Source organism: Candidatus Pseudomonas phytovorans, assembly GCA_029202525.1.
Taxonomy (GTDB): domain Bacteria; phylum Pseudomonadota; class Gammaproteobacteria; order Pseudomonadales; family Pseudomonadaceae; genus Aquipseudomonas; species Aquipseudomonas phytovorans.
Genome location: CP119325.1, coordinates 4,817,194 through 4,835,672, shown reverse-complemented (window position 1 = coordinate 4,835,672; position 18,479 = coordinate 4,817,194). Strand labels below are relative to the sequence as shown.

Annotated in this window: 19 protein-coding genes; 10 read left to right on the top strand and 9 right to left on the bottom strand. The window is 62.5% G+C overall.

All coding sequences use genetic code 11. The features are described 5' to 3' along the window. Positions 1-38: 38 nt before the first annotated feature. Positions 39-1,037 (top strand): FAD:protein FMN transferase, encoded by a 999-nt coding sequence (locus P0Y58_21250; GenBank protein WEK29408.1) that lies wholly within the window; start codon positions 39-41, stop codon positions 1,035-1,037. A 204-nt stretch (positions 1,038-1,241) separates the two neighbouring features. Next, a complete protein-coding gene (sthA, locus tag P0Y58_21245) occupies positions 1,242-2,636 on the top strand; it encodes a Si-specific NAD(P)(+) transhydrogenase (protein WEK29407.1) in 1,395 nt (464 codons plus the stop codon). Positions 2,637-2,684: 48 nt separating this feature from the next. Here the strand turns inward: sthA and P0Y58_21240 are convergent, their stop codons facing one another. Beyond that, positions 2,685-3,401: a glycerophosphodiester phosphodiesterase gene (locus P0Y58_21240; protein WEK29406.1), complete on the bottom strand. Its 717-nt coding sequence runs from the start codon at positions 3,399-3,401 to the stop codon at positions 2,685-2,687. A 31-nt stretch (positions 3,402-3,432) separates the two neighbouring features. Further along, positions 3,433-4,017: a PilZ domain-containing protein gene (locus P0Y58_21235; GenBank protein WEK29405.1), complete on the bottom strand. Its 585-nt coding sequence runs from the start codon at positions 4,015-4,017 to the stop codon at positions 3,433-3,435. Between the two features lie 93 nt (positions 4,018-4,110). Here P0Y58_21235 and P0Y58_21230 point away from each other — a divergent pair, with 93 nt between their 5' ends. From P0Y58_21230 to P0Y58_21220, 3 genes are all read left to right on the top strand, one after another. Continuing rightward, positions 4,111-5,361 carry a lipoprotein-releasing ABC transporter permease subunit gene (locus P0Y58_21230; protein WEK29404.1) on the top strand — a complete coding sequence of 417 codons (1,251 nt, stop codon included), beginning with the start codon at positions 4,111-4,113 and terminating at the stop codon, positions 5,359-5,361. 7 nt (positions 5,362-5,368) lie between these two features. Next, positions 5,369-6,052 carry a lipoprotein-releasing ABC transporter ATP-binding protein LolD gene (gene lolD, locus P0Y58_21225; GenBank protein ID WEK29403.1) on the top strand — a complete coding sequence of 228 codons (684 nt, stop codon included), beginning with the start codon at positions 5,369-5,371 and terminating at the stop codon, positions 6,050-6,052. 61 nt (positions 6,053-6,113) lie between these two features. Continuing rightward, positions 6,114-7,355 carry a lipoprotein-releasing ABC transporter permease subunit gene (locus P0Y58_21220; GenBank protein ID WEK29402.1) on the top strand — a complete coding sequence of 414 codons (1,242 nt, stop codon included), beginning with the start codon at positions 6,114-6,116 and terminating at the stop codon, positions 7,353-7,355. A 121-nt stretch (positions 7,356-7,476) separates the two neighbouring features. Here the strand turns inward: P0Y58_21220 and P0Y58_21215 are convergent, their stop codons facing one another. Both P0Y58_21215 and cinR read right to left on the bottom strand, forming a co-directional pair. Continuing rightward, positions 7,477-8,829, bottom strand: a complete 1,353-nt coding sequence (locus P0Y58_21215; GenBank protein WEK29401.1) for a heavy metal sensor histidine kinase — start codon at positions 8,827-8,829, stop codon at positions 7,477-7,479. Then, a complete protein-coding gene (gene cinR / locus P0Y58_21210) occupies positions 8,826-9,506 on the bottom strand; it encodes a two-component system response regulator CinR (protein WEK29400.1) in 681 nt (226 codons plus the stop codon). Before cinR ends, P0Y58_21215 begins: the two co-directional genes overlap by 4 nt. Before the next feature lie 305 nt (positions 9,507-9,811). On the opposite strand from cinR, the gene P0Y58_21205 reads away from it, so the two are divergent. Together P0Y58_21205 and queF are read left to right on the top strand one after the other, a co-directional pair. Beyond that, positions 9,812-10,321, top strand: coding sequence for a cupredoxin family protein (locus P0Y58_21205; protein WEK29399.1), 510 nt, complete (start codon positions 9,812-9,814; stop codon positions 10,319-10,321). 68 nt (positions 10,322-10,389) lie between these two features. Next, positions 10,390-11,220 carry an NADPH-dependent 7-cyano-7-deazaguanine reductase QueF gene (gene queF, locus P0Y58_21200; protein ID WEK29398.1) on the top strand — a complete coding sequence of 277 codons (831 nt, stop codon included), beginning with the start codon at positions 10,390-10,392 and terminating at the stop codon, positions 11,218-11,220. Positions 11,221-11,338: 118 nt separating this feature from the next. On the opposite strand, the gene P0Y58_21195 is transcribed toward queF, so the two are convergent. Both P0Y58_21195 and P0Y58_21190 read right to left on the bottom strand, forming a co-directional pair. After that, positions 11,339-11,602, bottom strand: coding sequence for a DUF4404 family protein (locus tag P0Y58_21195; protein WEK29397.1), 264 nt, complete (start codon positions 11,600-11,602; stop codon positions 11,339-11,341). 122 nt (positions 11,603-11,724) lie between these two features. Continuing rightward, on the bottom strand, positions 11,725-12,291 hold the full coding sequence (locus P0Y58_21190) for a phosphonoacetaldehyde phosphonohydrolase-related protein (GenBank protein ID WEK29396.1): 567 nt from the start codon (positions 12,289-12,291) through the stop codon (positions 11,725-11,727). Between the two features lie 201 nt (positions 12,292-12,492). Between P0Y58_21190 and P0Y58_21185 the strand changes: the two genes are divergently transcribed. Beyond that, complete coding sequence (locus P0Y58_21185) at positions 12,493-13,200, top strand: VacJ family lipoprotein (GenBank protein WEK29395.1); 708 nt, start codon at positions 12,493-12,495, stop codon at positions 13,198-13,200. A gap of 33 nt (positions 13,201-13,233) precedes the next feature. On the opposite strand, the gene P0Y58_21180 is transcribed toward P0Y58_21185, so the two are convergent. Next, complete coding sequence (locus P0Y58_21180; protein WEK29394.1) at positions 13,234-13,533, bottom strand: PilZ domain-containing protein; 300 nt, start codon at positions 13,531-13,533, stop codon at positions 13,234-13,236. 281 nt (positions 13,534-13,814) lie between these two features. Here P0Y58_21180 and P0Y58_21175 point away from each other — a divergent pair, with 281 nt between their 5' ends. Both P0Y58_21175 and P0Y58_21170 read left to right on the top strand, forming a co-directional pair. Next, positions 13,815-14,996 (top strand): SpoIIE family protein phosphatase, encoded by a 1,182-nt coding sequence (locus P0Y58_21175; protein ID WEK29393.1) that lies wholly within the window; start codon positions 13,815-13,817, stop codon positions 14,994-14,996. Further along, complete coding sequence (locus tag P0Y58_21170) at positions 14,993-15,475, top strand: STAS domain-containing protein (GenBank protein WEK29392.1); 483 nt, start codon at positions 14,993-14,995, stop codon at positions 15,473-15,475. Before P0Y58_21175 ends, P0Y58_21170 begins: the two co-directional genes overlap by 4 nt. A 3-nt stretch (positions 15,476-15,478) precedes the next feature. Here P0Y58_21170 and P0Y58_21165 read toward each other — a convergent pair whose 3' ends face one another. Continuing rightward, positions 15,479-17,344: an alkaline phosphatase D family protein gene (locus tag P0Y58_21165; protein WEK29391.1), complete on the bottom strand. Its 1,866-nt coding sequence runs from the start codon at positions 17,342-17,344 to the stop codon at positions 15,479-15,481. Positions 17,345-17,551: 207 nt separating this feature from the next. Continuing rightward, a complete protein-coding gene (gene tal / locus P0Y58_21160; protein WEK29390.1) occupies positions 17,552-18,478 on the bottom strand; it encodes a transaldolase in 927 nt (308 codons plus the stop codon). Position 18,479 lies beyond the last annotated feature (1 nt).

The following is an 18,479-nucleotide window of genomic DNA, read 5'->3' as shown; positions in this document are numbered from 1 at the left end:
GGCGATGGGGCCAGTACCGGCAACCGAGAGCCCGAACCTTGCGCACAGCCTTGCTGTTCATCCTCCTGCTGCTCACCGCCTGCAACCAGGGCCCCACCCTGGAGCGCCTGGGCGGCCCGACCATGGGTAGCAGCTATAGCATCCAGTACGTGCGCGAGCCCGGTGGCCCGGCACCGTCGCAGGTACAGGCGGCAGTCGAAACCATCCTTGGCGACATCGATCAGCATTATTCGACCTACCGCGGCGACTCCACCGTCAGCCTTTTCAACCAGCTGCCCGCCCATCAGTGCATGCCCCTGCCGCCTGACATGCTCGAACTGGTTGCCCTTGGGCAGCACCTGGCCGAGCAAAGTGATGGCGCCTTTGACCTCACCGTCGAGCCGTTGCTCGACCTGTGGGGTTTTGGCCCGCAGGCCCGCCACGAGCAGGTGCCCGATCCGCAAGCCCTGGCACAGGTGCGCCAGCGTGTGGGCTACCGGCACTTGCATGTCGAGGGGCATACCTTGTGCAAAGACGCCCCGGTGCAGCTCGACTTCAACAGCATCGCCGCCGGCCACGCGGTTGACCTGATCGCTGCACGACTGCAGGCCATGGGCATAACCAGTTTTGTCGCCGAAGCCACTGGCGAGCTCAAGGCGGTTGGGCGCAAGCCCGATGGCAGCCCTTGGCGCATTGCACTGGAGCTGCCCCGCGAAGACCGCCAGATCGCCCGGCAGATCATTCCGGTCAATGGCCTTTCAGTATCAACCTCGGGTGACTATCGGCACTATTTCGAGGAGAATGGCCGGCGCTATTCGCACACCTTCGATGCCCGCCTCGGGCGACCTGTGCAGCACGACCTGGCCGCAGTCACCGTGCTGGATGCCTCGGCGCTGCAGGCCGACGGCTATTCGACACTACTGCTGATCCTTGGCCCTGAACGTGGCTGGGATTTTGCCGTGGCGCACGGCCTGGCCGCAGTATTGGTGACTCGGGCCGAGGGTGGCTTCGTCTCTCGAGCTACGCCCGCATTCGAACGGGCAGTGAAAGGCGATTGAAAGCGCAGGCAGGGAGGATTGCCGCCAGGGAATGGGTGAACCATATGTAGTGCGGGCAAAATTGGCCTACGACGCGACCAAGGGTTAATGTGCGCGGCGTTCACGCTTGATTAGACTGCACCCGAATTTTCTCATGACGCCCCGGCGGCATGATAGCGCCCCGCGAGCGACCGTGGCTTGCGGGCCAGTTCTGAAGGAGTACGCATGGCTGTCTACAACTACGACGTAGTGGTGCTGGGTTCCGGCCCGGCCGGTGAAGGCGCGGCAATGAACGCCGCCAAAGCAGGGCGCAAGGTAGCGATGGTCGATGACCGTCGCCAGGTCGGTGGCAACTGCACGCACCTGGGCACCATTCCGTCCAAGGCACTGCGTCACTCGGTGCGGCAGATCATGCAGTTCAACACCAACCCGATGTTCCGGGCGATCGGTGAGCCGCGCTGGTTCTCGTTCCCGGACGTGCTGAAAAGCGCTGAGAAGGTGATTTCCAAGCAAGTGGCATCGCGCACCGGCTACTACGCCCGCAACCGTGTCGATGTGTTCTTCGGCACCGGCAGCTTCGCCGACGAGCAAACCGTTGAAGTGGTGTGCCCGAACGGTGTAGTGGAAAAGCTCAACGCCAAGCACATCATCATCGCCACCGGTTCGCGCCCTTACCGCCCGGCCGACATCGACTTCCACCATCCGCGCGTCTACGACAGCGACACCATCCTCAGCCTCAGCCACACCCCGCGCAAGCTGATCGTTTACGGCGCCGGCGTGATCGGGTGCGAATACGCATCGATCTTCAGCGGCCTGGGCGTGCTGGTAGAACTGGTAGACAACCGTGGCCAGCTGTTGAGCTTCCTGGATTCGGAAATTTCCCAGGCACTGAGCTACCACTTCAGCAACAACAACATCACCGTGCGCCACAACGAAGATTATGAGCGTGTCGAAGGCCTGGACAACGGGGTAGTCCTGCACCTGAAGTCGGGCAAGAAGATCAAGGCCGACGCCTTGCTGTGGTGCAACGGCCGGACCGGCAACACCGACAAGCTGGGCCTGGAAAACATTGGCATCAAGGTCAACAGCCGTGGCCAGATCGAGGTCGATGAGGCCTACCGCACCACCGTGCCGAACATCTACGGCGCCGGTGACGTGATCGGTTGGCCAAGCCTGGCCAGTGCGGCCCATGACCAGGGGCGCTCTGCAGCTGGCAGCATCGTCGACAATGGCAGCTGGCGCTTCGTCAACGACGTACCGACCGGTATCTACACCATTCCGGAAATCAGCTCGATCGGCAAGAACGAGCAGGAGCTGACCCAGGCCAAGGTGCCTTATGAAGTGGGCAAGGCCTTCTTCAAGGGCATGGCGCGTGCACAGATCGCCGGTGAGCCGCAGGGCATGCTGAAGATCCTGTTCCACCGTGAAACCCTGGAAATCCTTGGCGTGCACTGCTTCGGCTACCAGGCTTCGGAGATCGTCCACATCGGCCAGGCAATCATGAACCAGCCGGGCGAACTGAATAACCTGAAGTACTTCGTCAACACCACGTTCAACTACCCGACCATGGCCGAAGCCTACCGGGTAGCTGCCTACGACGGCCTGAACCGGCTTTTTTGAGCGGCTCCGACCGGTGGCCTGAGCCGGTCGGAGAGACCGATTTCAACCCTACCCGAGGGTGGTCTTGGCCAAACCGGGAAAGTCTGTAATCAGGCTGTCCACGCCAAAGTCAGCGAGCCGGCGCATCAGTGCCGGTTCGTTGACCGTCCACACCGATACGTGCAAACCCTGGCCCTGTGCTTTCAGCAGGCGCTCGGGGGTGCACAGTGTCCAGTTCAATGCCAGCAGTTCGCAGCCGTAGTTCTGTGCCACCTTCAGCGGGTCGAGCCAGGCGTACTCGGCGACCAGCCCGCGTTTCACATCCGGTACCAGCTCCAGGGCCGCGCCCAGCACCTCGCGTGAGCTGGAGGTAATGGTGACCTTGTCCAGCAGGCCATACTGCTGGGCAAGTTCGCGAATCGCCAGTACGGTGGTGGCAGCGCGGGTGCGCGATGCGCTTTTTACCTCCAGCTGCCAGTGCTCGAACGGGCATTTCTCGAACAGCTCTTCCAGTTTCGGAATAGGGCAGGGCTGCACGTGGCCGGGGCCGCCGCTGCGCGCATCGATCTTCACCAGGTCGGCGGCAGGGTGCTCGACCACCTTGCCACGTCGGCCGGTAGTGCGCTTGAGGGTTGGGTCGTGGATTACCATCAGCTCGTTGTCGGCCGACAGGTGCAAGTCCAGTTCGCAGCGGGTGACGCCGTGGGACAGGCACTGGCGGAAGCTGTGCAGGGTGTTCTCGGGTGCTTCGCCCTTGGCGCCGCGATGGCCGTAGATCAGGGTCACGTTCGTTCCTTCAAATCAGGGGGAAATAGGCTCATGGGGCGGGATCGTTCTGTTCCAGCTGCTGACGCCGTTGCTGCTGCTGGCGCTGCAGTATGTAGCGAGCCAGCAGTTGACGCTGGGCGTCGGTCATGTCGATGAATTCGGTGCCGACCTCGAAGCCGCCCTCGGGGCGGGGGTCGCAATGGGTGACCTTGCCGCGTAGCAGCAAGCCATGGGCGCGCGGCATCAGCACCATCTTCACTTTGACCCGGGTGCCTGGGGCAATTTGTGTAGCTTGCGCAAATTCGATACCGCCTTCGGAAAGGATTACCGGCACAGGCTGGCCTACCTCGCCAAGCAGGGTCTGGGCAACGACTGCGCTGAGCAGGTCGAGGCGTTTGCTCTGCGCCCGCAGGAAGGCCGCGAGGGTGCGATCCTTGTCGCTCAACTGACGCAGCAGGTGCTGCGATTCGAAGTCGGACAGGTGCAGCTCGCTGAGCAGGTTGAACAGCGGAGAATCATCTTGCAATACATCTGGGTCAAGGGCTTCGGCCGCGCTGAGGGGGCTGATTTGAAGTGCGATCCGATCTTCGATGCGGTAGTATTCGCGGCGATCTTCTTCGTCTAATGTCGTCATGGCGAACCCAAGGTAGCGGCGGTGGTCCGAGTGTAAAGCCGCCGTAGGCGCCTCGCCACAAGGACGTTCCCTTTCATCCGAACAAGCCCCGACATGTTCAGACCTCTTTTCGCATTCATAGGCACGCGTTATACCCGTGCCAAACGCCGTAATCACTTCGTCTCGTTCATTTCCCTGACCTCGATGATCGGCCTCGCCCTGGGCGTGGTGGTGATGATCGTGGTGCTCTCGGTGATGAACGGTTTCGATCACGAAATGCGCACCCGCGTGCTGGGCATGATCCCCCATGCCACGCTGGAGAGCGGCCAGCCCATTGCCGACTGGCCTGCCCTTGCCCAACAAGTAAAGCAGAATCCGCAGGTGGTGGCGGTTGCGCCGTTCACCCAGATGCAGGGCCTGCTGACCCATGACGGCAAGGTGCAGAAGGTGCTGCTCAACGGCATCGACCCGGCCCGCGAGCGCGAGGTGTCGATCATCGACAACTTCGTGCTGCAGGGCCGCCTCGACCAGCTTGCACCGGGCGAGTGGGGCATCATGATCGGTGACAAGGCTGCGGCCAAGCTGGGCGTGGCCATCGGTGACAAGCTCACCTTCGTAGCCCCCGAAGTCAGCGTGACCCCGGCCGGCATGTTCCCGCGCATGAAACGCTTCACCGTGGTTGGCACCTTCCACGTTGGCGCGGGCGAGATCGACGGCTACCTGGGCCTGACCAACATCAGCGACCTGTCCCGCCTGCACCGCTGGAAGCCCGACCAGGTGCAGGGCCTGCGCCTGAAGTTCGACGACCTGTTCCAGGCGCCACGGGTGGCCTGGAGCATCGCCCAGCAGCTGGGCGACCAGGAGTTCTACAGCCGTGACTGGACCCGCACCCACGGCAACCTGTACCAGGCAATCCGCATGGAAAAGGCCATGATCGGCCTGCTGTTGCTGCTGATCGTGGCGGTGGCGGCGTTCAACATCATTTCCACGCTGGTGATGGTGGTCAATGACAAACGCGGCGACATTGCCATCTTGCGCACCTTGGGCGCCACGCCCGGGCAGATCATGCTCATCTTCATGGTCCAGGGCACGGTGATCGGGGTGATCGGTACCCTGATCGGCGCCGTGGTCGGCATTCTTGCGGCGCTGAATGTCAGCGCAGCGATCGCCGGCATCGAGAAACTGATCGGGCACAAGTTCCTCAACGCCGACGTGTACTTCATCGATTACCTGCCCTCGCAAATCCAGGCCCAGGACGTGTACATGGTCTGCGGTGCGGCGTTGGTTCTGAGTTTCTTCGCCACCCTGTATCCGGCCTGGCGTGCGGCGCGCACCCAGCCTGCAGAGGCGCTACGTTATGAGTGAGTCGCGCATGAGTGATAAAGCCGTTCTGAGTTGCCGCAACCTGGGAAAGTCCTACGACGAGGGCCCGGAGTCGGTGCAGGTGCTGTCCGGCCTCAACCTGGAGCTGCACGCAGGTGAGCGTATTGCCATCGTCGGCAGCTCGGGCTCTGGCAAGAGCACCTTGCTCAACCTGCTGGGCGGCCTCGACCGGCCAACCCAGGGCAGCGTCTGGCTGGCGGGCGAAGAGCTTTCGGCGCTGGGTGAGCGCGCACGTGGCCTGCTGCGCAACCGCGAGCTGGGCTTTGTCTATCAGTTCCACCACCTGTTGCCGGAGTTCACCGCCATCGAGAACGTGTGCATGCCGCTGCTGATCGGCCGCACACCCATTCCCGAAGCCCGTGAGCGTGCTGAAGCACTGCTCAAGCGGGTGGGCCTTGGCCACCGCCTGAACCACAAGCCGGCCGAACTGTCCGGTGGTGAGCGCCAGCGGGTGGCGATTGCCCGGGCACTGGTCAACCGCCCCGGCCTGGTGATGCTCGATGAGCCTACCGGCAACCTCGACCACCATACCGCCCAGGGCATCCAGGAATTGATGCAGGAGCTTTCCAACTCGTCGCGCACGGCATTCCTGGTGGTTACCCACGACCTCAATCTGGCGCGGCAGATGGACCGTGTATTGAAGCTCGACGACGGCCACCTGGTGGCGATCTGATCGACTGCCCGGGGTGGCAGGTGCCGCCCCGTTTTTCTGTTTTCATTGGGTGATTTCGTACATGTTCAGACCCTTGCCCATCTTCATTGGCGCGCGCTACACCCGAGCCAAGCGCCGCAACCACTTCATCTCGTTCATCTCGATGACTTCGATGATCGGCCTGTCGCTGGGTGTGCTGGCGATGATCGTGGTGTTGTCGGTGATGAACGGCTTCCAACGTGAAATGAGCTCGCGCATCCTTGGCCTGGTGCCCCATGCCGCCATCCTTGGCGTGCAGCCGCTGGACGACTGGCGCAAGGTCGCCGACGCAGCCATGCAGAACCCGGCCGTGATGGCGGCAGCGCCGATCACCGAAATGGAGGGCATGCTGTCGTACAAGGGTGCGATGCAGCCGATTCAGGTGGGCGGTATCGACCCGGCTGAAGAGGGCAAGGTCTCAATCGTCGGTCAGCACATTGTCCAGGGCCGCCTGCAGGACCTGCAGCCGGGCGAGTTCGGTGTGGTCATCGGCGAGCTGACGGCTCGCCGCTTTCGCCTGAACACCGGCGACAAGCTGACCCTGATCGTGCCGGAAATCAGCAAGGAGCCGGGTGGCATCACCCCGCGCATGCAGCGCCTGACCGTGGTCGGCATCTTCAAGGTCGGCGCCGAGCTGGACGGTTCGCAGGCCTATATTCATGTTGCCGATGCTGCCGAAATGCAACGCTGGGCGCCGGGCCAGGTGCAAGGCGTGCGCCTGAAGCTGCATGACCTGTATGCCGCGCCACAGGTGTCCAAGGCCATTGCTGCCGGGTTGGGGGACGCCTACCGCGCTGATGACTGGTCGCACACCCAAGGCAGCCTTTTCAGCGCCATGAAAATGGAAAAAACCATGATCGGCCTGCTGCTGATGATGATTATCGCCGTGGCGGCATTCAATATCATTGCCACCTTGGTGATGGTGGTGAACGACAAGGGGCCGGACATTGCCATCCTGCGTACCTTGGGTGCCACGCCCGCGCAGATCATGGGCACGTTCATGGTCCAGGGCAGCCTGATCGGCGTTGTCGGCACGCTGATCGGCGGCGTGCTGGGCGTGATTGCGGCGTTCAATGTCAGCCAGATCGTGGGTTGGCTGGAGAGGGTGAGCGGGCAGCACATCTTTACGTCGGATGTGTATTTCGTCAGCAGCTTGCCGTCGCAGTTGCAGTGGGGCGATGTGGTGATGATCTGCAGCGCTGGGCTGGTGATGAGCTTCCTGGCGACCATTTACCCGGCTTACCGGGCATCGCAGGTGCAGCCGGCGATTGGCCTGGCTGTTTGAGTAACAGCTGAGGGCCCTATCGCCGGCAAGCCAGCTCCCACAGGTATTGCGCAGTCCTTGAGCTTGACGCAATCCTGTGGGAGCTGGCTTGCCGGCGATGGGCTGCGAAGCAGCCCCGATTTCACCGATCCTGGCTAAACTCAATCACGAACCGGGTCCAGCCATCTGCACACTCCGCCCCGATGCGCCCGCCATGGGCCTGCACGATCGACCGGGTAATCGCCAGTCCCAACCCTGCATGCTCGCTACTGCCTTCCCGCCGCGCCGGGTCTACCCGGTAAAAACGGTCAAACAATCGCGGTAAGGCAGCAGGCTCGATGGCCGCCCCGGTATTGGCCACGCTGACCCTCGGCCCAGGCCCCAGCGTCACCCGTATCTGCCCACCCGCCGGGGTAAAGCGCAGGGCGTTATCCAGCAGGTTGGACAGCGCCCTGCGCAGCATATGTCGGTCGCCGTGCAGCTCTGCCTCGCCATCACGCAGCATTTGTACGCCGCTGTCTTCGGCCAGCGGTGCGTAGTACTCCAGCAGCGCATCCACCTCGTCATGCAGCGCCAAAGGTGCTTGCCCGGGCACCAGCAGGCCGTGGTCAGCCTTGGCCAGGAACAACATGTCGTTGATCATCTGTGCCATCCATTGCAGCTCTTCGAGGTTGCCATGCAGCGCCTCGCGGTATTCCTCAAGGCTGCGTGGGCGGGTGAGGGTGACCTGGGTGTGGGTCAGCAGGTTGGACAGCGGCGTGCGCAGCTCGTGGGCGATGTCGGCAGAAAATGCCGACAGGCGCTGGAACGCATCGTCCAGGCGCTGCAGCATGGCGTTCATGCTGCCGGCCAGCTCGGCCAGCTCCACGGGCATCTCTGCCACCGGCAGGCGTGTGGTGAGCGAGCGTGCCGACACGCTGGCGGCTACCTGGCCCATCTGCCGCAACGGGCGCAGGCCGCTACGTACCGCCCAGGCGCCGAGCAGCGCGGTGGCCAGCGCTGAAAGGCCGACAGTCAGCCAGATCAGGCGTTGCATACCCTGCAAGAAGTGCTGGTGGTGGGTGATGTCGAGGTACAGCGTCAGTTGCGGCGAACGTACTGCACCTTGGGCCAGGTGCACGGCCAGGCTGCGGTAGTCGGTGCCTTGCGCATGCAAGGTGGCCAGCCCGGCGGGCAGCGGTGCCTGCGGTAGCCCGTTGCGGCTTTCGAACCAGGTGGTGCCGTCGTTGCCGCTGATGCGCAGGGCCAGGTCGGCCTGGTGGCTCAGCTCTTCGCGCAGGGCGGGCAGGCGTGCCTGCAGCTCGGTTGGGGTCGCGATGCCCGCCAGTTGTGTGCGGAACACCGACAGGCGCGAGTCCAGCAGTTGCTGGTCGAGTTCGACGAAGTGCTGCTCGCTGGCCCGGCTGAACAACAGGCCGGCGCCGAGCGAGACGGCGGCGGTGCAGGCGGCAAACAACAGGGCCAGGCGGCTGCCGAGGGAGACCCTGCGCATCATTCCGTGCGCTCTTCGAGCACATAGCCCATGCCGCGCACGGTGTGGATGAGCTTGTTGGGGTGCGGGTCGTCGATTTTCAGGCGCAGGCGACGGATCGCCACTTCGATCACATTGGTGTCGCTGTCGAAATTCATGTCCCACACCTGCGAGGCGATCAGCGATTTTGGCAATACCTCACCCTGGCGGCGCAGCAGCAGTTCAAGCAGGGCGAATTCCTTGGCGGTCAGGTCAATGCGCTGGCCGGCGCGCTCGGCGCGGCGGCGGATCAGGTCCAGGCGCAGGTCGGCCAGGCTCAGGGTGGTGTCCTGGCTGGGGCTTGTGCCACGGCGCAGCAGGCTGCGCACCCGGGCCAGCAGTTCGGAGAAGGCGAACGGCTTGACCAGGTAGTCGTCGGCCCCCAGTTCCAGGCCATGCACGCGGTCCTCGACGGCGTCGCGGGCGGTCAGGAACAGCACCGGCGTGTCCAGTCCGGCCTGGCGCACGGCCTGAAGAATCTGCCAGCCGTCACGTCCGGGCAGCATCACGTCCAGGATCAACAGGTCGTGGTCACCGGTCAGGGCCAGGAACTGGCCGGTTTCGCCATCGGTGGCCAGCTCGGTACTGAAACCGGCCTCGCTCAAACCCTGGCTCAGGTACTGGCCGGTGCGGGCCTGGTCTTCGACGATCAGCAGTTTCATGTATTTACCAAGATGTCAGGAGAGACACGGTCACTGTGGGAGCGGGCATGCCCGCGAAGAGGCTATCACGGTGGATGGCAAGGGCTTCGCCCGTGTTCGCGGGCACGCCCGCTCCCACAGAGATTGCGCAACCTCTTGGATCTTGAACATGACAACTGCCCCACAGCGCGCGGGCTTTGGCTGAAATGATACGTGACGAAGTGCAGGCACGCCCGAACTGACAAAGTTGTAATCTTCCCGTCAGGTAGCTGCCAGTTGCCCCTGACTAAGGTGGTTACATTCTGTTGTGTATACCCGGAGTCATCATGAAACGCCTGTTCATTGCCGCCACCCTTGCCCTGGCCAGCCTGCCGACCCTTGCCAGCGAGGCGCAAACCTTCGCTTTTGGCGAGCCGGCCCCGGCGGTCAAGGCCACGCGAATGGTCAACGTGGTGCTCAAGGACATTGCTTTCGAGCCCAAGAGCCTGCAGGTAAAAGCCGGCGAGACGGTGCGTTTCGTGCTGGTCAACGAGGGCAAGCTGCCGCATGAATTCAATTTGGGTGACAAGGCCATGCACGCCGAGCACCAGAAGGAAATGGTCGCCATGCAGGGCAAGATGTTCACCGAGGCAATGAACCATGAAGGCATGGACCACGGTCAGATGATGGATCACGGCGGCGCCCATGGCCACGCTGGTGGCAACACTGTGCTGGTCATGCCCGGCCAGCGCGCCGAGCTGACCTGGACTTTCCGCAAGTCGGCGCCTATCGAGTTTGCCTGCAACGTGCCGGGGCATTACCAGGCGGGTATGGTTGGGGCGTTGACCGTCGAGTGACTTGCGCTCCAAGGCCGGGTGCAAAACCGGTAAACTAGGGGCAATTTCGAACCTCTAGGTCAGTTTCCATGCACCCTGCTGCCGAACACTCTCCGCTGGGCAAGTCCAGCGAATACATCGCCACCTACTCCCCGGAGCAGCTGTTCCCGATTCCGCGTACCGCCAAGTGGGCCGAGCTGGGCGTCACCGCGCAGACCTTGCCTTGGCAGGGCGTGGATTACTGGAATTGCTTCGAACTGAGCTGGTTGCTGCCGTCGGGCAAACCGGTGGTGGCAATCGGCGAGTTCGCCATCCCTGCCGATTCGCCGAACATCATCGAGTCCAAGTCGTTCAAGCTGTACCTCAACTCGCTGAACCAGACGGCGTTCGCCTCGCTGGGCGAATTGCAGGCCTGCCTGGAGAAAGACCTGTCCGCCGCCGCCGGCAAGCCGGTGGGTGTGAAGGTGCGTACCTTGGCTGAAGTCGAGGCCCAGGGCGTGGTGGCCTTGCCTGGGCTGTGCATCGATGCATTGGACGTTGCCATCAGCAACTACGAGCAACCGCAGCCAGAGCTGCTGCGCTGCAGCCCGGAGCGCGTGGTGGAAGAAACCTTGCACAGCCACCTGCTGAAGTCCAACTGCCCGGTTACCGGCCAGCCGGATTGGGGCAGCGTGGTGGTCGAGTACAAAGGCGGGGCGCTGGACCACGCCAGCCTGCTGACCTACCTGATCAGCTTCCGCCAGCATGCCGACTTCCATGAGCAGTGCGTCGAGCGCATTTACCTGGATTTGAAGAACCTGCTGCAGCCGGAGCACCTGACCGTGTATGCGCGGTATGTACGCCGGGGTGGGCTGGATATCAACCCGTACCGTAGCACCGGGGCGATCAACCCGGATAACAAGCGCCTGGTGCGTCAATAAGGTTCATGGGGACCCTGTGGGAGCGGGTTTACCCGCGAATTCGTCGGTGGCACCACCACAGCATTCGCGGCGGTTCGACGCCTCGATGAACCCGCTCCCACAGAGCACACTGGAGCGCTTAAATGCCCATGCTGTGCAACGAGTTGACGATGCTGCGCAGGGTCGCGGTTGCGTCCGGGTGATCAGCTTCGAAACGTTCGATCGCCAGATGGACGTTATCGACCAGGTTGTTGTCCGGCGTGGCTTCTTCAAGCTTCAGCTGCGCTTCGATCTGGCGCGCTTCTTCGTGCAACGCAACCAATTCCTCTTCCGAAAGCGGTACGTTGCGGTCCAGTTGCTCGCGCAAGTTGTTCAGGCGCTCTTGCAATTCGCGGGCAGGCATTGGCATTTCTCCATCAATGGCTTGGCAAGCCATGGACCTCCGCAACGCAGCAAAGGTTCTGGCCTGTCTTCAGCGTAATCCACCTGCCGCCGCTTTGCATGATCCGCGTCAAAGGTGCTGTATCAGGGTTTTTCACCTTTGCGCCGGCGCTGGGCGATGTCCTGCAGGCAGGTGTCCAGCGCTTCGAGGTGGTCGATCACCGAGTGCACGCCCAGCCCGAACAGTTCCAGCGTGGCCTTGCCGCGGGCCACGTCCTGTTGTTGCAAGGTCATGGCTTGCCATTGCCGCGAGCTGCGATCGCAGAACGGGCTGCACGCGGCCAGGCCCACCGTCCACAAGCCCGCGTTAAGGCCGGACTGCAGTAGGCGCGGGTCGCCGCTGACCAGTACGCAGCCGTCCAGGCGTTCGCTGTCCAGGGTCATCAGTGCCTGCCAGCAGGCGTTCGGGGCCGGCCAGCGAACGCCGTTCACTGAATGCCCCGGCAACCAGTCGGGCAGTACGTGGGCCAGGCGCTTGCTTTGGGTGACGCCAAGGTCATCCAGCCAGATGCACGGCACCTGGTGCTGACGCAGGTTGGCGAGGGTCGCCAGGGCGCCGGGGGCAGGCGAGGGGGCGCCGCCATTGGCGGCCTGCACCAGGCAGCCGCGCAAGCCGAACAACACAGCAGTGAAGGCGGGTGCAGCGTCCATGGCAACTTCCCCCAAATACTCCGCAGGCTATGCGGTGATTGTTACCGGCCTGTGACATTGACGCTTATGCAACAGTTGTTCACAAAATATTGAGCAAACATGTGTAAAGCTGTTTATCAGCCCGCAAGCCTCTATACTGCCGCCTTACCAGCAGCGCGACCCGTTGCGCTTGCGGCCGAGAAATTCGATGGAGAGACATCTATGCGTAGGATCGGTGCCAGTGTGATCGAACGAGTCACCCAGGCCTGTGTCTGCGCCAGCATGCTGCTGGCGCCCGTGGCAGCCACCCAGGCAGCCACCGAGGAAGATCCCTGGGAAGCGGTCAATCGCCCGATCTTCCGCTTCAACGATACCCTCGATACCTATGCCCTCAAGCCGTTGGCCAAGGGCTACCAGGCGGTCACCCCGCAGTTCCTTGAAGACGGTATCCACAACATCTTCCGCAACCTGGGTGATGTGACCAACCTGGCCAACGACGTGCTGCAGCTCAAGCCCCATGCGGCGGGCGTGGACACTGCGCGCCTGATCGTCAACACCACTTTCGGCCTGGGCGGTTTCTTTGACGTGGGCACCAAGATGGGCCTGCAGCGCAACGACGAGGACTTCGGCCAGACCTTGGGCTACTGGGGGGTGCCGAGCGGCCCTTACGTGGTCATCCCGCTGCTGGGGCCAAGCACCGTGCGTGACGGCGTAGCCAAGTACCCGGACACCTACACCAAGCCCTACCGTTACATCGACCACGTGCCGACGCGTAACTCGATCTTCGCGCTGGACGTGATCGATACCCGTGCCGGCCTGCTGTCGGCCGAGAAGCTGATTCAGGGTGACAAGTACATCTTCATTCGTAACGCCTACCTGCAGAACCGCGAGTTCAAGGTCAAGGATGGCGAAGTCGAAGACGACTTCTGACAGGTTAACCAGGGGCGCAAAGCGACCCCTGGTTCAATGCATGGCCAGCACGCGCAACCCGAACTTTTGCTGCCCATCCGGCTGGTCGGCAATCCACACCACTTCGGTGCTGGCATGCAGCCCCTTCAGCGCCGGGTGGTCGGAGTCGATCTGCACTTCAACATGATCCCCCACCAGAAAGCGCTGTGGGGCCTGCACCTGCATGCCGCCGCTGGACAGGTCCAGGCACACGGCTGCGATCACCTGACCTTCGTGCAGCAGGGTGACCCCGGTGTCGATGCGCATGCGCATGAAATCGCGTTTTTCGCTGTGGCTTGATGGCGTGTGGGGCATGCTGCATCCTTCCCATCGGGTTGCGCTGGTCGACTTTCTTATAACTCCCGGTGATTTGCCCTGTAAAGAGCGGCGAGGTCGACCCTTGCATGCTTGAAACGCCTGCCGGATGGGAGTACCGTCTGCGCCTTACAAGGTAGCGCTCACAGTTGCCTGGCAGTTGCCGGACAGGTGTTCTTGTCCTACAACTCAAGTAGAGTGTGACCACAAAGAATTCCCGTAGCTGGCCGTCTGCTTTGCCGACACCGCTGCACCAACCCAAATCGGCGCCGTTCGCCCACATGCAGAAAACCAGTGCAACGCTGCTGATTATCGATGACGACGACGTGGTCCGTGCGAGCCTCGCCGCCTATCTTGAAGACAGTGGCTTCAGCGTCCTCCAGGCCGGTAATGGCCAGCAGGGGCTTCAGGTCTTCGAAGAACACCAGCCTGACCTTGTGATCTGCGATCTGCGCATGCCGCAGATGGGCGGCCTCGAACTGATTCGTCAGGTCAGCGAGCGTGCGCCGCAGTTGCCGGTAATCGTGGTGTCCGGTGCCGGGGTCATGAGTGATGCGGTAGAAGCCTTGCGCCTGGGCGCCGCCGACTACCTGATCAAGCCGCTGGAAGACCTGGCCGTGCTTGAGCACTCGGTGCGCCGTGCCCTCGACCGGTCGCGCCTGGTGCTGGAAAACCAGCGCTACCGTGACAAGCTCGAAACCGCCAACCGCGAGCTGGAGGCCAGCCTGCACCTGCTGCAGGAGGACCAGACCGCTGGTCGCCAGGTGCAGATGAACATGCTGCCGGAAAGCCCCTGGGTGGCCGGCGAGTTCGCCTTCGAGCACCAGATCATCCCGTCGTTGTACCTGTCGGGTGATTTTGTCGACTACTTCCGGGTGGACGAGCGGCGCATTGCCTTCTACCTCGCCGATGTTTCCGGGCATGGCGCGTCGTCGGCCTTTGTCACCGTGCTGTTGAAATTCATGACCACGCGCCTCATGTTCGAGCTCAAGCGCAGCAGGATGCGCGAGTTCAAGCCGTCGGAAGTACTCAGCCACATCAACCGCGGCCTGATCAATAGCAAACTGGGCAAGCATGTCACCATGGTCGGCGGGGTGATCGACGAAGAGGCTGGCCTGCTGACCTACGCCGTTGGCGGTCATCTGCCGTTGCCGGTGCTGTACACCCCCGGGCACACCCGCTACCTGGAGGGCCGCGGCCTGCCGGTGGGTCTGTTCGATGAGGCTACCTACCAGGACCTGGTGGTCGAGCTGCCACCGCAGTTCAGCCTCAGCCTGATGTCCGATGGCATTCTGGACCTTTTGCCGGGTGATACGCTCAAAGATAAAGAGGCTGCCTTGCCGGAGATCGTCAAGGCAGCAGGTGGCAGCCTGGATGGGCTGCGTCAACGATTCGGATTAGCTACGCTTGGGGAGATGCCGGATGATATCGCCCTATTGGTGTTGAGCAGGAACCTTCAATGAGTACCGGTAGAATCCAGTTCGCCGAGCAGAGCGGCACCTTCGTACTGAAGTTCGTCGGTGAAGTGCGCCTGACCCTGTGTTCGGCGCTGGATGCCACGATCGAGAAGATTTTCACTGCCTTGAACTTCTCGGCGATTGTCATCGACCTGACCGAAACCGAGAGTATCGACAGCACCACCTTGGGCCTGCTGGCCAAGTTGTCGATCCTGTCGCGGCAGAAGGTCGGTTTGTTGCCGACCGTGGTTACCACCAACCCGGACATTTCCCGGTTGTTGCAGTCGATGGGCTTCGATCAGGTGTTCAACATCGTCGATCGCCCGATCCCATGCCCTGAGTGCCTGACCGACCTGCCATCGCAGGACCAGAACGAAGACGTGGTGCGCTCCAAGGTACTGGAGGCGCACAAGATCCTCATGGGCCTTAACGACTCCAACCGCGAAGCCTTCCACGACCTGGTCAATGCGCTGGAGCGGACCTGATTTTCAACCAATGAACTCGGTAGCCTCACCCCCGCCCGCATCCAGCTGATACACACGCATCGGGCGCCCCTGTTCATCAAAGAACACCTGCCCCAGCCCCGCGCCATTCCACAAGCGCTCCCCGGCCTTGCTGTGGCTGGGCGTACGCGGCACCACTTCCATCTCCCGGCGCTTGGTAAACCAGTTGAGTGGCGAACGCGGCGCATACAGCCAGCGGTTGAGCCGGTCGAGCACATCCAGCAGGCGCCGGGGGAACTCGTTCTTGATCCCGCTACTGGTCACCTGCCACAAATGCGGGCTGCGCTGGCGGTGGCGGATCAGCACTTCATAGACGAACGAGTAGTGCACATCCCCGGACAACACCACGTAGTGCCCCGGTGTACGCGAGTGGCGGAAGATGTTTAGGATCACCTGCGCCGCGCCCCGGTGCGCCATCCAGTTTTCGGCATCCACCAAGAGTGGGTAGCCCAGCCAGCTGAACACCTTCTGCACGCTTTCGATCAACTTCACACCAAAAATCGGCGCAGGCGAGACGATGACAGCTGACGGGTGGTCGAGCAGCGCTTGCTGCAACTCGCTAAGCGCTTCCCAGTCCAGCAGGCCAGACGGCTTTGCCAGGTTGCTTTCACTGCGCCAGCGGCGGGTACGGGTGTCCAGTACCAGCAAAGGTGGGTTTGTCGGCAGGCTGAATTGCCAGCCCTGAAAACGCAGCAGTTCGCCGATCAGTTCATCGCGGGCCTGGCTGCACAGTGTCTGGCATTGGCTGCACAGTGTCTGGCATTGGCTGACCAGTGACTTGCAGCTGTCCGGATCGTTGCCCCAGGCCTGACACAGCAGGTAGCCGAGCAGGGCATTGCCGATGATCCGCCGCGAGAAAGGGTGGCCATAGGCGGTTTCTTCCCACTGTGCCGAGAGGTTCCAGTCATCGGTGATGTCGTGGTCGTCGAAGATCATCAGGCAGGGCAGGTGGGCCATCACCCGAGCCACCTGGCCGAGGTTCCCGGCAAATGCCTGGATCAGCGGCTGCTCCTGCCGGTAACGGGCCTGGCGCTGGTCGCTGAGCCCACTGGGCATGGCCATGTCCACCAGCTGCCAGGGCACGGGTGACCACACCAGCAGGTACATGGCCATGACCTCGGCAAAGGTCACCAGGTGGTTGTCGGCGTTGCTGGACGAGAAGATCGGCTTGCGCTTGCCGCCAAAAAAACGCTCGCGCAGCGTTTCGTTGGTTTCCTGCGCTGGCAGCAGGTCGGCGCGGTGATAGTAGCTGGCCGGGTGCTGGTACAGCGCCTGGCTATCGGGCACCACGGCGCCCTCCAGGTGCTCGTCGAACAGGCCCAGGCGCTCGATCAGGCTATGGATGGCACGCAGCATCGGGCCGGCGACATCGTCGGCGTACACTTGGTCACCGGTCATCAGCAGCACAGCCGGGCGGTCTTCAGGCTGCTGGCAGGCCAGCAGCAGGCGGTCAGCACACAGCAGGCCATCTGCAGCGGGGTGGTGCGGCTTGCGGCAGGAACCGTGCAGCAAGTGGTCGAGCCGGTCGCGCAGCACCAGGCTTGGGCGCTGGGTGCCGGGGTAGAGCAGGTGCGGCGCCCAGCCAGCGATGCCTTGGCCGTTGATCAGCAGGTCGTAGTCGAGTTGCTGGTTGCAGGGCAGAGGGTTGGCGAAGTGGATATCCAGCAGGTGGATGAAGGCGTGCTGGCCGACCGGGACGACCTGGCAATCCACCGTGGTCTCGTTTGCCGTGAGGATGAACTCGGGTTGCAGCGGTTGTGTAGCGACCAGCCAGATGGCCAGGCGCTGGGGTTCCAGGCGGCGCAGCACTGGGCCAGCGAGGATAAGGGGCAATGGAGTAGAGGGGGTCATTGACAGCTCGGGTGGCTATGCGGGCCTCTTCGCGGGCACGCCCGCTCCCACAGGTCAGGCGGTGCTTTCAAGCACTGTGGAGATCTCTGTGGGAGCGGGCGTGCCCGCGAAGGGGCCCGAGAATTCAATACACAACAAAGGCTTGGCAAAACAAAACGGGCGGAAAATGCTGAACACTTCCCACCCGTCAGGCAAACCCGATATGTATCAGGCTTTTTCAGCCATCAATTTCTCCAGCTTCTCCTGATCCCGCGCAAACTGGCGAATACCCTCGGCCAGTTTCTCGGTGCCCATGGCATCTTCGTTCATCGCCCAGCGGAACTGGCTTTCATTCAGCTGCTGCTTGGCCTCGCCGGCATTGCCCGGCTTGAGCACGCGCGGCAGTTCACCTTGGTCATCGCTCAACTGCTGCAACAGCTCGGGGCTGATGGTCAGGCGGTCGCAGCCGGCCAAGTGCTCGATCTGGCCGATATTGCGGAAGCTGGCGCCCATGACCACGGTGTTGTAGCCATTGGCCTTGTAGTAGTTGTAGATGCGCGTCACCGACTGCACGCCAGGGTCTTCGGCGCCCACGTATTCCTTGCCGGTGCTCTTCTTGTACCAGTCGTAGATACGGCCCACAAACGGTGAAATCAGGAAAACCCCGGCATCGGCACAGGCCTGGGCCTGGGCGAAGGAGAACAGCAGGGTGAGGTTGGTCTGGATGCCTTCCTTTTCCAGCTGCTCCGCGGCGCGGATGCCTTCCCAGGTGGAAGCCAGTTTGATCAGTACGCGATCACGGCCAACGCCGGCTTTTTCATACAGCTCGATCAGCTTGTGCGCTTTGGCCACCAGCGCCGGTTCATCGAACGACAGACGAGCATCCACTTCGGTGGAGATACGCCCCGGAATGACCTTGAGAATGCCCGAACCCACGGCCACCGCGAACTTGTCGCAGGCCAGGTCGACATCACCTTTGGCATCACCCTTCACCTGCTTGAGCAGGTCGGCGTAGCCGGGGATGGCGGCGGCCTTGAGCAACAGCGACGGGTTGGTGGTGGCATCGACCGGCTTCAGGCGGGTGATGGCATCCAGGTCCCCGGTGTCGGCGACCACAGTGGTGAACTGCTTGAGTTGTTCCAGCTTGGAAGTCATG